The organism is Leucobacter sp. (genome assembly GCF_053528595.1).
Map to the genome: position 1 here is coordinate 1 of NZ_JAIVPF010000067.1, position 15,495 is coordinate 15,495.

At 71.2% G+C, this 15,495-nt stretch carries 14 protein-coding genes; 3 read left to right on the forward strand and 11 right to left on the reverse strand.

Going from position 1 to position 15,495, the window contains the following annotated elements:
* Nucleotides 1-671: 671 nt before the first annotated feature.
* Entirely contained in the window at nt 672-935 is a 264-nt protein-coding gene (locus ACWKZU_RS13870) for a hypothetical protein (RefSeq protein ID WP_449282921.1), read from the reverse strand.
* A complete protein-coding gene (locus tag ACWKZU_RS13875; protein ID WP_449282922.1) occupies nt 932-1,180 on the reverse strand; it encodes a hypothetical protein in 249 nt (82 codons plus the stop codon). Before ACWKZU_RS13875 ends, ACWKZU_RS13870 begins: the two co-directional genes overlap by 4 nt.
* A 122-nt stretch (nt 1,181-1,302) precedes the next feature.
* Between ACWKZU_RS13875 and tgt the strand changes: the two genes are divergently transcribed.
* The gene (gene tgt / locus ACWKZU_RS13880; protein WP_449282923.1) at nt 1,303-2,634 is read left to right on the forward strand and encodes a tRNA guanosine(34) transglycosylase Tgt; all 1,332 of its coding nucleotides are present in this window, start codon (nt 1,303-1,305) and stop codon (nt 2,632-2,634) included.
* A 52-nt stretch (nt 2,635-2,686) separates the two neighbouring features.
* On the opposite strand, the gene ACWKZU_RS13885 is transcribed toward tgt, so the two are convergent.
* From ACWKZU_RS13885 to ACWKZU_RS13905, 5 genes are read right to left on the reverse strand one after another with little or no spacing between them, the layout of a single operon-like run.
* A complete protein-coding gene (locus ACWKZU_RS13885; RefSeq protein WP_449282924.1) occupies nt 2,687-3,475 on the reverse strand; it encodes a queuosine precursor transporter in 789 nt (262 codons plus the stop codon).
* 58 nt (nt 3,476-3,533) lie between these two features.
* On the reverse strand, nt 3,534-4,526 hold the full coding sequence (locus ACWKZU_RS13890; protein ID WP_449282925.1) for an NAD(P)/FAD-dependent oxidoreductase: 993 nt from the start codon (nt 4,524-4,526) through the stop codon (nt 3,534-3,536).
* Nucleotides 4,523-6,085 carry a glutamate--tRNA ligase gene (gene gltX, locus ACWKZU_RS13895; protein WP_449282926.1) on the reverse strand — a complete coding sequence of 521 codons (1,563 nt, stop codon included), beginning with the start codon at nt 6,083-6,085 and terminating at the stop codon, nt 4,523-4,525. The genes ACWKZU_RS13890 and gltX overlap by 4 nt, the downstream gene beginning before the upstream one ends.
* Before the next feature lie 6 nt (nt 6,086-6,091).
* Nucleotides 6,092-7,351 carry an MFS transporter gene (locus ACWKZU_RS13900; protein WP_449282927.1) on the reverse strand — a complete coding sequence of 420 codons (1,260 nt, stop codon included), beginning with the start codon at nt 7,349-7,351 and terminating at the stop codon, nt 6,092-6,094.
* Nucleotides 7,348-8,298, reverse strand: a complete 951-nt coding sequence (locus ACWKZU_RS13905) for a LysR family transcriptional regulator (protein WP_449282928.1) — start codon at nt 8,296-8,298, stop codon at nt 7,348-7,350. Before ACWKZU_RS13905 ends, ACWKZU_RS13900 begins: the two co-directional genes overlap by 4 nt.
* Nucleotides 8,299-8,391: 93 nt before the next feature.
* Between ACWKZU_RS13905 and ACWKZU_RS13910 the strand changes: the two genes are divergently transcribed.
* Nucleotides 8,392-9,471, forward strand: a complete 1,080-nt coding sequence (locus ACWKZU_RS13910) for an aminotransferase class V-fold PLP-dependent enzyme (RefSeq protein ID WP_449282929.1) — start codon at nt 8,392-8,394, stop codon at nt 9,469-9,471.
* A gap of 224 nt (nt 9,472-9,695) precedes the next feature.
* Complete coding sequence (locus tag ACWKZU_RS13915; protein WP_449282930.1) at nt 9,696-10,739, forward strand: hypothetical protein; 1,044 nt, start codon at nt 9,696-9,698, stop codon at nt 10,737-10,739.
* 138 nt (nt 10,740-10,877) lie between these two features.
* Here ACWKZU_RS13915 and rlmN read toward each other — a convergent pair whose 3' ends face one another.
* From rlmN to exaC, 4 genes are all read right to left on the reverse strand, one after another.
* The gene (rlmN, locus tag ACWKZU_RS13920) at nt 10,878-12,179 is read right to left on the reverse strand and encodes a 23S rRNA (adenine(2503)-C(2))-methyltransferase RlmN (RefSeq protein ID WP_449282931.1); all 1,302 of its coding nucleotides are present in this window, start codon (nt 12,177-12,179) and stop codon (nt 10,878-10,880) included.
* A 49-nt stretch (nt 12,180-12,228) separates the two neighbouring features.
* Nucleotides 12,229-13,059, reverse strand: a complete 831-nt coding sequence (locus ACWKZU_RS13925) for an aldo/keto reductase (protein ID WP_449282932.1) — start codon at nt 13,057-13,059, stop codon at nt 12,229-12,231.
* A 32-nt stretch (nt 13,060-13,091) separates the two neighbouring features.
* Complete coding sequence (locus ACWKZU_RS13930) at nt 13,092-13,601, reverse strand: DUF779 domain-containing protein (RefSeq protein ID WP_449282933.1); 510 nt, start codon at nt 13,599-13,601, stop codon at nt 13,092-13,094.
* A 239-nt stretch (nt 13,602-13,840) separates the two neighbouring features.
* Nucleotides 13,841-15,364 carry an acetaldehyde dehydrogenase ExaC gene (exaC, locus tag ACWKZU_RS13935; protein WP_449282934.1) on the reverse strand — a complete coding sequence of 508 codons (1,524 nt, stop codon included), beginning with the start codon at nt 15,362-15,364 and terminating at the stop codon, nt 13,841-13,843.
* Nucleotides 15,365-15,495: the final 131 nt, after the last annotated feature.

Genomic DNA, 15,495 nt, shown 5'->3' on the forward strand with positions numbered 1-15,495 from the left:
ACCACAAAAACTGCGATCAATGCCGGGGATTAAATAAATTGGCATATGACAATCAAGTGCACACTATTGAGTTCTCAAAGACCAGACACCACCCGTCACCCCCAAACCCAACGGCCTGAAAGCTCCGAACAGCAACCTGTCTAACTTACCACTGTGATTCGCTCTTCGCAAATCCGCTCCACTCGCAGTGAGTGAGCATGAGAAACTTGACCTCTTCGAGGAAGTATCTCAGTGGTGAGATCGAGAGTCCCACTTTACACACTCGGACAGGACTTTTCAAGTCCCTACCGGGGTGATCTTCGTGAGATCCGATTCGCAACCGATCCGGGCCGCTTTCGCGTCCCGCTCCGTCGCGCTGACAAGGGAATACATTACGCGGATCCTCGGGTGCCTGCAACACGGCCACGGATCCCGGGCGTGTCTCCGCATGATTCCGCCGAATCGGGATCTCAGCGTCCCTCCGCGACATCGCCTCGCATCTGCGGAGAAACGCGGGAAATCGGGGATTTCACCTGCGGAGACCGGTTTCCCGGGCGCGTCGTCCAAGCTTCACCGCGGGGTCGCGCCGCGGTGAAGCCACCGAGACGACCGCCCGGCGGCGAGGCCGCCGAGCATGCCGCCGGCCCCTCGCTGGACCGCCCGCCGCACCCCGCCCAGCACATCCCGCCGCTTCAGGCGGCGGCCGCACCCCGGCGGGCTCGCCGTCGCGCCCGCCGGGCCGGCGGCGCGTAGCCCCGAGGGGTGATCCCCCGCACCCGGAGGGGCAGCGCGGCGGAGGCCGTGCCGATCCCCCGCGCGCGCCAGCGCTCCGCCTCCTCCAGCTCCACCCCGTCGACGAGCCACTCGCGCGCCTCCACCAGCGTGAAGCCGCGGGCGAGCCACTCGCGATACTCCTCGGGGCCCGGTCCGCCCGCGGTCGCCAGAGCCGTCTTCACGATCCCGTTCCCCTTCTCCGCTCGAGCCGCGCACCCCGTCCGTACTTCTGATGCACGGCCTGCTTCGAGACGCCGAGCACCGACGCGATCGCGGCCCAGCTCTCCCCCGCGTTGCGGGCTCGCCGCACGAGCACCGCTTCCTGCCGCTCGAGCTCGCGCCGCATCCGCATTACCGCGTCGAGGGCGATGAGCGCGTTCTCGTTCTCGCTCGCGTCCGCGAGCTCCTGCAGCCTGTCGGGGTTCATACGTCAATGTTGATTGACCGCCTCTCGGAAGTCAAGCAGTATTGACGCTTGTCCGCTCCGGGCGAAGATCCCCGGTCCTCGCTCCAGCCGACCGCACACCCGGGGAGTGCTTAGATGGACGGGTGAACGAGAGCCCCGCACCAGTGCGCACCCTCCCCTCCCCCGCCGATTTCGGATTCGACGTCGACCACCGCCTCGAGCGCGGCAGCACCCGCGGCACCGCAGACCAGCCTCTCGGGCGCGCGGGCACGATCAGCACCCCGCACGGCGAGATCCGCACCCCCGCCTTCATCCCCGTCGGCACCAAGGCCACCGTCAAGGCGCTGCTCCCCGCCACGGTGCGCGAACTGGGCGGCCAGGCCGTCCTCGCGAACGCCTACCACCTCTTCCTGCAGCCCGGCAGCGACCTCGTCGACGAGGCCGGCGGGCTCGGCCGCTTCATGAACTGGGACGGGCCGACCTTCACCGATTCGGGCGGCTTCCAGGTCATGTCGCTCGGGGTCGGGTTCAAGAAGGTGATCTCGATGGACGAGAACATGCACCGGAGCGACGAGGTCATCGCCGAGAACAAGGAGCGGCTCGCCCACGTCGACGAGGACGGCGTCACCTTCAAGTCGTTCCTCAACGGCGACCGCCACCGCTTCACGCCCGAGGTCTCGATGCGCATCCAGCACCAGCTCGGGGCCGACATCATCTTCGCGTTCGACGAGTGCACCACCCTCTTCAACACCCGCGGATACCAGGAGGACTCGGTCGACCGCACCGCCCGCTGGGCCGTACGCTGCCTCGACGAGCACGCCCGCCAGACCGCGGAGCGACCGCACCGCCCCTATCAAGCGCTCTTCGGCGTGGTGCAGGGCGCGCAGTACGAGGACCTGCGGCGCAAGGCGGCGCGCGGGCTGGCCGGGATGACCGGCGCCGAGGCCGGCGAGCAGCGGTTCGACGGCTTCGGGATCGGCGGCGCGCTCGACAAGAACGAGCTCGGCACGATCGTGGGGTGGGTGAACGACGAGCTGCCCGAGGACAAGCCGCGCCACCTGCTCGGCATCTCGGAACCCGACGACCTCTTCGTCGCGATCGCGGCCGGCGCCGACACCTTCGACTGCGTGGCCCCGTCGCGCCAGGCACGAGGCGGCACCATGTACTCGAGCTCGGGCCGGATCAACGCGAAGGCCGCGACGCAGCGGCGGCGCTTCGAACCGCTGGACCCGGAGTGCGACTGCTACACCTGCGAGAACTACACGGCGGCCTACCTGCACCACCTCTTCAAGGCCAAGGAGATGCTGGCCTCGACGCTCGCGACGATCCACAACGAGCGCTTCATCGTGCGCCTGGTCGATCGCATCCGGCAGTCGATCATCGACGACACCTTCGTCGAACTGCGCGACGACGTGCTCGGGCGGCAGTACGGCGCGGAGTTCGCGCGGGAGGCCGCGGCTCGGACGCCACGATAGGCGGTTCGGGATCCCACACGCCCGGGATCCCGAACCGCTCGGCGGGCGGGTGCTAGGCCGCGGCCCGCTCCTCGGCGTCGCGGACGGCGCGGATCACCCGCGTCGTCACGGGCAGCAGTACGACCTCGGCGAGCACCTTGACCGCGTAGCCGAGCACGACGTACATCACGAAGTCGAGGCCGGTGATGATGCCGGCGAAGGCGATCGTGCAGAACAGCAGGGTGTCGATCAGCTGACCGGCGACGGTCGAGGCGATGAGACGGGTGCGCAGGAAGCGCCCGGAGGTGCGGCGGCGCATGCGGTCGAGCACCCAGGCGTTGAGCAGCTGGCCCGCGAGGAAGGCGATGAGGCTCGCCGCGACGATGCGCGGCACGAAGCCCAGCACGGCGGCGAAGGCCTCCTGATTCTCCCAGCCGTCGGCGGGCGGCGACATCTGCACCGCGAGGATGGTGAGCGAGGCCACCAGCGCCAGGGCGAAGGCGGTGAGAATCGCGCGCCGCGAGGCCTTCAGCCCGTAGACCTCGGCGAGCACGTCGCCGAGGATGTAGGCGAGCGGGAAGAGGAAGACGCCGCCGTCGAAGACGAGGGGAAGCGCGAAGTCACCGAACGCGATCGCGCCGAACGCGATCGGCTTGACCGCGACCACGTTGGAGATGAGCAGGATCCCGACGAACGCCGCCATGATGGTGGCGTAGCGGGCACCCGCCTGCGATGCGCGCACCGCGACGGGCTGGGGCTGGCCGGTACCGGCTGCCGGGTCGACGCCCGGCTGCCCAGACCCCTCGGCGTCCGGGCCGCGCCCGGCCTCTCGGTCCTCGGTCATGATGCTTCTCTCGTTCACGGTGGTCTCCTTCGGGATTCCGTTCGGCGGCGAGCGGATCCGGCCGGATCCGCTCGGGTCAGGGATCCGTCTGGCCGACGCCGAGGGCGCCGCGGATCATGTCCATGTTGAGCCTGGCCGCGACCCTGGCGCCGTTGCCGGCCGCGATGATGAGCTGCTGCGGCCCCGGCGGCACGATGTCGCCCACGGCGTAGACGCCGCGGATCGAGGTCTCGCCCCGATCGTTCACCACCACGAGTCCCCAGTCGTCGCGCTCGATGTCGAGGTCGCCGAGGAACTCGACCGGCGCGTGCCACCGCGGGCGCACGAAGCCGCCGACGCGCGGGATCACCTCGCCGTCGGCGAGCCGCACGCCCGTCATCTCGGCGCGCTCGCCCACGATGTCGTCGATCGGCCGCCGCTCCACCCGGATGCCGATCGAGGCGAGCTGCTGCTCCTGCGCGGGCAGCACGGTGTCGGCGCCGTTGGTGAAGACGATCAGGTCCGAGCTGAACCGGCTGATGAGCAGGGCCCGCGCGAAGACGTCGGTGGTCTCGCCGATGAGCGCGAGCGGCTTGTCGGTCTTCTCGAAGCCGTCGCACTCCACGCAGCTGTGGAGCGCGGTGCCGTAGTAGGCGCGGATCATCGGGAACGCCGGGAGCTCCTCGGTCAGCCCCGCGGCGATGAGCACCCGGCGGGACACGAACTCGACGTCGGCGGAGCCGCGGATCCCGGTGCCGCGCACGCGGAACCCGATGCCGTCGGGGAATCCCGCCGCGACCGCGTCCTCCCGGCTCAGCGGGGTCACCTCGCGTGTGAGTGCCTGCGCGTAGATCGCGGTGGGGTACGCCTCGAACTCCTCGCGGCCGAGACGGCGCAGTTCGAGCGGAGGCGCCCCATCTCGGGTCAGGAAGCCGTGGGACCGCAGCGTCGCCGAGTGCCGGGGGCGGTTGCTGTCGAGGATCGCGATGCGCCGGTTCGCTCGCACGAGCTGCAGGCCGGCGGACAGACCCGCCGGGCCGCCGCCGATCACGGCGACGCCGATCGGCGCGTCGCGATCCTCGGCCGTCATGCCCGCGGCTCCGCGCCCTCCGAGAGCTGCGCCTCGAGACGGCGCAGGCGCGCGAGCGACTCGTCGCGGCCCAGCAGCTCGAACGACTCGAAGAGCGGGGGCGACACGCGGCGCCCGGAGGCGGCGACGCGCAGCGGGCCGAAGGCGAGCCGCGGCTTGAGGCCCAGCCCGTCGATGAGGGCGGCCTGCAGCGCGGCCTGGATGTGCTCGGTGCGCCACGACTCCTCGGGCACGGCCTCGAGCGCGGCGATGCCGGCGGCGAGCACCTGCGGCGCATCGTCCTTGAGGGACTGCAGCGCGTCGTCCTCGATCACGAGCGCATCGGCGGTCGTGAACAGGAAGCCGAGCATGCCGACGACCTCGGAGAGCACCGTGATGCGGCTCTGCACGAGCGGCACGGCCGCTCGCACGATCGCGAGCTGCGCCTCGGACGGTTCGACCGGCAGCGCGCCGCCGGCGATGAGGTAGGGCAGGATCCGCTGCCCGAAGTCGTCCTCGGCGAGCAGGCGGATGTGGTCGGCGTTGATCGCGTCGGCCTTCTTCTGGTCGAAGCGCGCGGGGTTCGGGTTGACGTCGACGACGTCGAACGCGGCCACCATCTCGGCGCTCGTGAAGACGTCGCGATCCGGAGCCAGCGACCAGCCCAGCAGCGACAGATAGTTGAGCAGCCCCTCGGGGATGAACCCGCGGGCGCGGTGGTTGAGCAGGTTCGACTCGGGATCGCGCTTCGAGAGCTTCTTGTTGCCCTCGCCCATCACGTAGGGCAGGTGGCCGAAGCGCGGGATCGCCTGCTCGACGCCCAGCTCGACGAGTGCGCGGTGCAGCGCGATCTGCCGCGGCGTCGAGGAGAGCAGGTCCTCGCCGCGCAGCACGTGGGTGATGCCCATGAGCGCGTCGTCGACCGGGTTGGTGAGGGTGTAGAGCGGGGCGCCGTTGGGGCGCACCACGACGAAGTCGATCGTGGAACCGGCCGGGAACGAGATATCTCCGCGCACCAGATCGTCGAAGGAGAGGTCGCTGTCCGGCACGCGGAAGCGCAGCGCCGGCTCGCGCCCCTCGGCGCGGAACGCCGCCCGCTGCTCGTCGGTGAGATCGCGATCGTGGTTGTCGTAGCCGAGCTGCTTGGGGCGTCCGGCCGCCTCGTTGCGCGCGTCGATCTCCTCCGCCGTCGAGTAGCTCTCGTAGAGGTAGCCGGCGTCCTTCAGGCGGGCGGCGATGTCGCGGTAGATCTCACCCCGCTGCGACTGGCGGTAGGGTCCGTGCGGGCCGCCGACGTCGATGCCCTCGTCCCAGTCGAGGCCGAGCCAGCGCAGCGAATCGAGGATCTGCGCGTAGCTCTCCTCGCTGTCGCGCGCCGCGTCCGTGTCCTCGATTCGGAACACGAAGGTGCCGCCGGTGTGCCGGGCGTAGGCCCAGTTGAAGAGCGCGGTGCGCACCATGCCCACGTGCGGGGTGCCCGTGGGCGACGGGCAGAAGCGCACGCGCACATCACCGCCGGTGGCGGTCGAGAACGGGATGCCGGAGGCGGCGGACGACTGGGTGGAGACGATATCTGACATCAGCGTCTAGTCTACTGAGTCGCGCCGACCGCGCAGGAGCGCGGTGGCGACGACGCCGAGAACGATGAGCGCTCCGGCCACCCCGGCGAGCACGGGGAAGCCTCCGGCGGCGAAGATCGCCCCGGAGGCGGCGCCGAAGGCCGCGCCCGCCGCGTTCATGACGGTGTCGGACTGCCCCTGGCGCCTCGGCCGCACCTCGAGCGGGGTGACCTCGGTCAGCAGGGCCGATCCGGCGACCGTCACCATGCTCCACCCGATGCCGAGCAGCACCAGCGCCGTCTGGATCACCGGCATCGATTCGCCGCCGAGGCCCGCCCCGACGGCCGCCAGGCTCAGCACGCAGAAGCCGAGCAGCACCACCGGCAGCGTGCCGATCCTCCCCGCCAGCATGCCGAACACGGGCGAGAGCGCGTACATGCCGGCGATGTGCAGGCTGATGGTGAGCCCGACGAGCGTGATGCTGCCGCCGTGGTGCGTGATGTGGAGCGGGGTCATCGCCATGATCCCCACCATCGTCGCGTGGGCGAGAGCGATGAGCCCGATCACCAGGAACTGCGCGGTGCGGCCGCGCCCGGCTCGGGGCTCCGGCGCGGTCCGGCTCCGCGCGGCGTCCGCGGGCGCGGCGGCCTCGGCGAGCCGGCGCGATTCGAGCAGCGGATCGGGGCGCAGACCGATCCAGACCACGAGCCCCGCGGCGAGCTGGGCCCCGATGGTGAAGACGAAGATGCCCGCGAGGCCGGGCAGTCCGAGCGCCTCGCCCACGACCTCCCCGGGGGTGATGAGATTGGGGCCGATGACGGCGCCGATCGTGATCGACCAGACGACCAGCGAGAGGTCGCGCGCGCGGTTCTCGGGCACCGCGAGGTCCGTGGCGGCGAACCGCGACTGCAGCTGCACGGCGCTCGCGACGCCCAGCACCGCGAGACCGGCGAAGAGCAGGGGCGAGAAGCCCGCGGCCGAGGCGGCGATGATCGCGATCGCGCCGAGCACCGCGATGGCGCTGCCGGAGGCGAGGGCGACGCGGCGCCCGCGGCGGGCGGCGAGACGGGCGAGCGGCATGCCCGCGAGGGCGGCGCCCACCGCGTTCATCGTGGAGCCGAGGCCCGAGAGCGCATCGTTGCCGGTGATGTCGACGATGAGCAGCGCGCCGGCCGACAGCGAGGCCCCGACTCCGAGGCCGCCGAGCACGGTCGCCAGTGCGAGGATCGCGACGATGCGCCGCTGCGTGCGGTGCCCGGTCGGGCGCGGTGCCGTCGTCGTGCTCAAGCGACGGGCTCCAACCCCCACCGCGCACCGTCGACGCCCGCGAGCAGGCGCTTCGCGAGGCGCACCTGGGGGCTCTCGTTGGCGGTGACCATCGATACGATGCCGATCGTGCGGTAGCGCGGCGGATCGAGCGGCAGCGCGCGGGCGTCATCGGGCAGGGTCCTCGCGGCCGCGAGGGCGAGCCCGGGCACGAGCGCCACCGCGCCGCCGGCCGCGGCCATCGCGAGCATCGCGGGAACGTTGTCGGTCTCCTGGATGATGTCGGGCTCGAAGCCGGCCTCCGCGGCCGCCGCCAGCAGGTGGCCGCGGCACTTCTCGCAGCCCGCGATCCAGTGCTCGGCCGCGAAGTCGCCGAGGTGGGCGGTGTCCCCCACCGTGTCCCGCTCGTTCGACACCACCAGCTGCACCTCCTCGCGCCACAGCGGCAGGAAGGCGCTGCCCGCGGGCAGCTCGGCGGCGCCGGCGTAGTCGAAGATCAGCGCGCAGTCGACCTCGCCGTCGCGCAGCATCCCGGTCGCGGCGGGCGGCTCGGCCTCGCGGTACTGCAGGGAGACGTCGGGCGCCTCCTCCGCGAGCTCGCGCATGAGCGCCGGCACGAGCGTGGCGCTCGCGCTCGGGAAGCCCACCATGCGCAGCGTGCCGGCGCGCTCACCGCGCAGGTCGTCGATGGCGGCGATCGCCGCGTCGATCTCGGCGACCACGGTGCGCCCGTGGTCGGCGAGGATGCGCCCGGCCGGCGTCAGCCGGATCCCCCGCCCGCTGCGCTCGATGAGCGGCACGGCGAGTCGCGTCTCCACGCGCTTGATGCGCTGGCTCACGGCGGGCTGGCTCAGGCCCAGGCTCGCGGCGGCGGCGGTGAGCGAACCGGTGGTGGCGAGCGCGTGCAGGATGCGCAGCTCGGTCGAATCGATCGAGCCCAGCGGGTCGGCGGTGCGAAGCGTGGTCATACAGACGATGGTAACCGATGCATAACGCTAACTGAAGCAAAGCATAAGAATGATTCTGTTTCATTATATCCGGGGCTCTCCTAGCCTGGCCGCATGAGCGCATCCCACCCCTCCGGCTCGGCCTCCCCGCCGATCCCGCCCGTCGCCGACCTCGGTTTCGCCGCGGGGCGGGGATACCTCTCGGCGTGCACCGCCGGCCTGCCGGCCGCCGCGACCTCGGCCGCCATGCGCGCGTTCGTCGACGACTGGGCGCGCGGGGTCCTCGACGCTCGTGCGCTCGGCGAGCAGGGCCGTCGCTGCCGCGACCTCTTCGCCGGGATCGCCGGGGTCGGCCGTGACCGGGTGGCGCTCGGCTCCCAGGTCTCGCAGCTCGTCTCCGTCGTGGGGACCTCGCTGCCCGACGGCGCCGAGGTGCTCTGCGCCGCGGGCGACTTCGCCTCCCTCGCGCACCCGCTCGAGCAGCTCGCGCACCGCGGCGTCCGGGTGCGGTACGCCCCGGTCCACCGGCTCGCCGACGAGGTGTCCCCCGGCACGGCCCTCGTGGCCTTCTCGCTCGTGCAGTCCGCGAGCGGGGAGGTCGCCGACGCGGAGGCGATCGCCGACGCGGCCGCTCGCGCGGGCGCCCGCACGCTCGTCGATCTCACGCAGTCCCTCGGGTGGCTGCCCATCGGCGCCGCGGCCTTCGACTTCACGGTCTGCCACGCCTACAAGTGGCTGTGCGCGCCCCGCGGCACCGCCTTCCTCACCGTGCGCGAGGGGCTCGAGGGCGAGCTCGTGCCGATCGCGGCCGGCTGGTGCTCGGCCGACGACGTCTGGGGCTCGTGCTACGCCGGGCACACGCCGCTCGCCGCGGGTGCCGGGCGCTTCGACGTCTCCCCCGCGTGGCCCGTGATCGGAGGCACCGAGGCCGCGCTGCGCGGCATCGCATCGCTCGACCCGCACGCCGTGCACGCGCACGACCTGGCCCTCGCGAACGCGGCGCGGCAGGTGCTGGAACAGCTCCCCGGCGACTCGGCGATCGTCACGTGGGCGGATCCCGACGGCGGCGATCTGGCGGCGCTGACCGCCCGCGGAATCGTCGCATCGGGACGCGCCGGCAACGCGCGGATCTCGTTCCACCTCTGGAACACCGCCGAGGATGTCGAGCTGCTGGCGCGGGCCCTCGGGCGCTGAGCCGACCCGCTCATCGAGCCCGCGCGAGCCACGGCTCTCGAATTCGGGGCCCGTGTGCTGCACGATCGCGGTGATAGTGCAGCACACGGGCCCCGAATTCGGTGAGGGGGCGCGGGGATCGCGATCGTCGCCCACAGCTGAGCATCAGGGCGACTGTCTCAGCAGTTGTGCACCGATTCCGCACCAGGGCGTTCCGGGGTGACGGATCTTGCGAAGATTCGAGCATGACCCGACCGCCGTTGCCCCTCCCCGCCTCGCTCGGCCCGGTGTTCAGTGCAGCGGAGGCGAGGCGCGCCGGAGTGTCCGCCCGGCGCCTGCGGCAGACCGATGTCGTCCGGTTCGGCCCCGGGGTCTACCGGCGCCGCCCCGAGACTCCTCCGAGCGCCGAGGGAGCGCACCCCGGTCAGGTCTGGCGCGACCTGCAGATCGCGCTGGCGCGCACCCTCGCGCCGACCCTCGCGGACGGTCAGTTCTACGCGGGGTTCACGGCAGCAGCGATCTGGAACTTGCCGGTGCCGCGCCCGATGCGTCATGCCGATACCGGCACCGACCACGACCCCAGCCGCGGTTCCCGGACACCGTGGGAGCCCGACGACCGGCTCACGATCGGCTGCTGCACACCACGGCGGATCAGTCGCAGGCGAGGCCATCGCGCACTCACCCTCTCCCCGCGCCTGGCGACCGTCGTCGAGCACGATGGCTTGCCGGTCACCGATCCGGCAACGACGTGGGCCGTGGTCGCTCCCCTGCTGCGACGAGATGACGCGGTGGCCCTCGGCGACGCGATCATCCGCGATCACCGGATCCCCGGCACCGCAGGATTCCGCCGCCCGCAGCTCGCCACCGCGGAGGAGCTCGAGATCTCCTCCGCACTGCGATACCGCAGGCATTCCCGCGTGCTCGAAGAGCTGCTGCCGCTCCTCTCGCCTCACAGCGCCTCACCGCCCGAGTCGCACCTGCGCCTGCGCATCCGGGAGTGGGGACTGCCCGAACCCGAGCTCGACTACGACGTGCGGGCTGCGAACGGGGCGCTGCTCGGGTGCAGCGAGTTCGCCTGGCCCCGCTATCGGCTCGCGGCGGAGTACGAGGGCGATCACCACCGGACGGAGGGCCCGCAGTGGAATCGCGACATCGAGAAGTACCACTATTACGAGCGGCACGGCTGGGAGACCGTCCGCGCGACGTCGCTGCTGCTCTACCGTCAGCAGCCCGAACTGAGACACCGCCTCACAGGAGCTCTCCGCGACCGCGGCTGGGAAGGCCGATGACCGGCGATCCGGACTCATCGCGATGCGGCGTCGAACTCCCCGGAAATTCGAGTCCCTTCCGCTGCACTACTCGCTGAATGCTGCAGCGGAAGAGACTCGGATTCGCGAGAGGACGCGCCGTGCGGGCGCCGGTGCCCCTCACGACGCGGCGAACGCCGCCGCCTCCGCCTTGTCCTGCTCGGTGGCGACGAGCTGCCCGCACGCGCCGTCGATCTCCTTGCCGCGGGTGTCGCGCAGCGTGGTCGGGATCCCGGCCGCGTTCAGGCGGTCGACGAACTCGCGCGTGACCTCCCGCGTCGACGACGTCCAGATGGAGCCGGGCGTCGGGTTGAGCGGGATCGGATTCACGTGCACCCAGCCGCGGCCGCGCGCGTTGAGCTTCTCGGCCAGCAGATCCGCGCGCCAGGCGTGATCGTTCATGTCCTTGATGAGCGCGTACTCGATGGAGACCCGGCGACCCGTCGTCTCGTAGTAGTGGTACGCCGCGTCGAGCACCTCCTCGACCTTCCACCGGCTGTTGACCGGGATCAGGTCGTCGCGCAGCTGGTCGTCGGGCGCGTGCAGCGACAGAGCGAAGGTGATGGGGATGTTCTCGTCGGCGAGCTTGCGGATCGCCGGCGCGAGCCCCACCGTCGAGACGGTGATGCCGCGGGCCGACATGCCGAGTCCCTCGGGCGACGGCGCGATCATGCGGTGCACGGCGTTCATCACGCGCTTGTAGTTGGCGAGCGGCTCGCCCATGCCCATGAACACGATGTTGTTGACGCGCTCGGGCTCCGCCCCGTTGCCGGCCTCGCGCTTGCGCCCCAGGCCGCCCTCGGCGATCACCCGGTTGGCCTGCACGATCTGGTCGAGGATCTCGGCCGTCGACATGTTGCGGGTGAGGCCCGCCTGGCCCGTGGCGCAGAACGGGCAGTTCATGCCGCAGCCGCACTGGCTTGACACGCAGAGCGTGATGCGGCCGGGGTAGCGCATGAGCACCGACTCGACGAGCGCGCCGTCGAAGAGCCGCCAGAGGAACTTGATCGTCGCACCGTCGTCGGTGACGAGGCGCTTCACCTCGCTGAGCAGCGGCGGGAAGAACGCCTGCGCCAGCTCCTCGCGGCGGTCCTTCGGCAGATCCGTCATCTGCTCGGGATCGGTGGTGCGGTGCTCGAAGTAGTGCTTCGAGATCTGCTTCGCCCGGAACTTGGGAAGGCCCATCTCCACGACCTTCGCCTCGCGCTCCGCGAGCGTCATGTCGGCGAGGTGGGTGTCGGGCTGCTTCACGCGGGGCGAGGCGAACTGCAGCGTCGGCCGCCCGTCGGGGCTCGTGATCTGCTTCCACCCCTCCGCCTTGGGGCGCACCTGCGGACGCGCCGAATCCCCGCCTCGCGGTCGGGTGCGGACCAGCTTGCCCTCGGCAGGCTGCGCGTCATGGTTGAGCTTGTTGGGATCCATCGCACACCATTGTCTCATCCCCGGCTGAGCGCGCCGCGACGGGAACGGTTCAGAACTCCTCGTAGCGCGCCGGATCCTGATCCTTCAGCCGTCCGTCGGGGCGGCCGAGCGCGGTGATCGCGTCGACCTCGTCGGCGGTCAGCACCACGTCGGCCGCCGCGAGGTTCTCGCGCTGACGGCCGGGATCGGCCGACTTCGGCAGCGGGACCACGCCGCGCGCGACGTGCCACGCGAGGATCGCCTGCACCGGCGAGATCCCGTGCGCCGCGGCGATCTCGCCGATCACCGGCTGCTCGGCGATGTCGTTGCCCCGACCCACCGGGCTCCACGCCTCGACGATGATCCCGCGCTCGCGGTGGTACTCGACGGCCTCGCTCTGGGGGAAGTACGGGTGCAGCTCGATCTGGTTGACGACGGGTCGCACACCGGTCTCCGCCTCGATTCGCTCGAGGTGCTCCGGCAGGAAGTTCGAGACGCCGATGTGCCGGACGAGCCCGCGCTCGCGCGCCTCCACCAGCGCGCGCCAGGCCTCGACGTAGCGGCCCGTCGTCGGGTTCGGCCAGTGGATCAGGTAGAGGTCGATCGCGTCGAGGCCCGACCGGAACACGCTCTCCTCGATCGTGCGCAGCGCGGCGTCGTGCTCGTGGTGCCGGCCCGGCAGTTTGCTCGTGAAGACCAGCGAGGATCGCTGCGCCCCGGAGTCGCGCGCGCCTCGACCGACGGCGCCCTCGTTCTCGTAGTTGAACGCCGAGTCGAGCAGGCGGTAGCCGCCGTCGACCGCGGATCGCACCGCCGCGGCGCCCGCGACGCCGTTCAGCCGATAGGTGCCGAGCCCGATGGCCGGCAGGGTGAATCCGTCGTGCGCGCGCTGTTCGATCATGCCCACAGCCTACGCCGGGCGCGGCGTCGACGTCAGAGCAGCCGGGAGCGGATCAGGAAGCGCATGCCCTCGGGCGCCTCCAGCGAGAAGCCGGACCCGCGACCGGGCACCGCGTCGACCGTGAGGTGCGTGTGCGACCACACCCCGAACTGCTCGCGCGACATCCAGAAGCCGATCTCGCGCTTCGCACCGGCATCGCCCGGGCGGCCGGCGCCTCCCGCGCCGCCAGCGCCGGCGACCGCCGGCGGCAGCTCGAGCGTGCCGAGCAGCACGTCCTGCCCGCCCGTTCGGAACTCGCCCTCCTGGTAGCACATGGGCGAGCTGCCGTCGCAGCACCCGCCGGACTGGTGGAACATGAGCGGGCCGTGCATCGCCCACAGCCGGTCGATCAGCTCGAGCGCCGCGGGCGAGAAGGCCAGCCGGCTCTCGGTCTCGCCCTCCACCTCGGGCCTCGCGTCGACGCTTCCGGGGATCGGCTCGCTCCCGGAGGGGGTGGGCGGCGCGGCGGTGAGGTCGCAGGCGTCCGCCGTCTTCTCGTTCATCGTTCTCACCTCTCTGGAAGAACCGGGTATCTCCAGGGTACGCTCCCGGGTTCCGACTCCGCTGCGCTCGCTCGACCGGCGGGTTCCGGGCTCCGAATCCGCGCTCCGCTCGACCGTCGGTACCTCGTCGTTCCGCGCGCGCGGCGAGGCCGGTCGTGCGGCACGAGCGGAGCGAGCCGCAGTACGCGGAATCCGGGGGTGGATCCCGCGACTGCGCGCCGGATGACATCGAGCCCCTCCTAGAAGAAGCCGAGCGCGTTCTCGCTGTAGCTCACGAGCAGGTTCTTGGTCTGCTGGTAGTGATCGAGCATCATCAGGTGGTTCTCGCGCCCGATGCCGCTCGACTTGTACCCGCCGAACGCCGCGTGCGCCGGGTAGGCGTGGTAGTTGTTCACCCAGACGCGACCGGCCTGGATCGCGCGCCCGGCCCGGTAGGCGGTGTTGCCGTCGCGGCTCCACACCCCGGCCCCGAGCCCGTAGAGCGTGTCGTTGGCGATGCGGATCGCGTCGTCGAAGTCGGTGAAGGTCGTCACCGACACCACCGGTCCGAAGATCTCCTCCTGGAAGATGCGCATCGAATTGTCGCCGCGGAAGATGGTCGGCTGGATGTAGAACCCGCCGCCGAACTCCCCGCCGAGGTCGTGCACCTCGCCCCCGGTGAGCACCTGCGCGCCCTCCTGCCTGCCGATGTCGAGGTACGACTTGATCTTCTCGAACTGGTCGTTCGAGGCCTGCGCCCCCACCATCGTGTCGGTGTCGAGCGGATTGCCCCGCGTGATGCGCTCGGTGCGCTCCACGACGGCATCGAGGAAGTCTCCCGCGATCGACTCCTGGATCAGCGCCCGCGACGGGCAGGTGCAGACCTCGCCCTGGTTCAGGGCGAACATCGCGAAGCCCTCCTGCGCCTTGTCCCAGTAGGCGTCGTCCCGCGCCATCACGTCCTCGAAGAAGAGGTTGGGGCTCTTGCCGCCGAGTTCGAGCGTGACGGGGATGATGTTGTCCGAGGCGTACTGCATGATGAGGCGGCCGGTCGTCGTCTCACCGGTGAAGGCGATCTTGCGGATGCGCTTGTTCGAGGCGAGGGGCTTGCCGGCCTCGGCGCCGAAGCCGTTCACGATGTTGACGACGCCCGGCGGCAGGAGATCGCCGATCAGCTCGAAGAGCACGAGGATCGATGCCGGCGTCTGCTCGGCCGGCTTGATGACCACGGCGTTGCCCGCGGCGAGCGCCGGGGCGAGCTTCCAGGTGGCCATGAGGATCGGGAAGTTCCAGGGGATGATCTGTCCCACGACCCCCAGGGGCTCGTGGAAGTGGTACGCGACGGTGTCCTCGTCGAGCTGCGAGAGGCCGCCCTCCTGCGCGCGGATCGCGCCCGCGAAATAACGGAAGTGGTCGATGGCGAGCGGCAGGTCGGCGTTCAGGGTCTCGCGCACGGCCTTGCCGTTGTCCCAGGTCTCCGCGACCGCGAGCATCTCGAGGTTCTCCTCGATGCGGTCGGCGATGCGGTTCAGGATCACCGCGCGCTCGGCCGGGCTCGTGCGGCCCCACGCGGGCGCGGCGGCGTGCGCGGCGTCGAGCGCCGCCTCGATGTCCTCGGCGGTGCCGCGGGCGATCTCGCAGAACGCCTTGCCGGTCACCGGCGTGACGTTCTCGAAGTACTGCCCCTTGACGGGCGGCACCCACTCGCCCCCGATGTAGTGCTCGTACCGGCTCTTGAAGCTCACCAGCGCATCCGGCTGGCCCGGGGCTGCGTATACGGCCATGATGGCTCTCCTTATTGACGTCGTTGTCGGGGCCGGCCCGCCGCTGCGGTCCGGCGATCCCGACGCTACGCCCCGCACCGTTGCACGGAGGTTGCACGGAGGTTTCGGGAGCGGGTCGGCCGCGTCGGCGC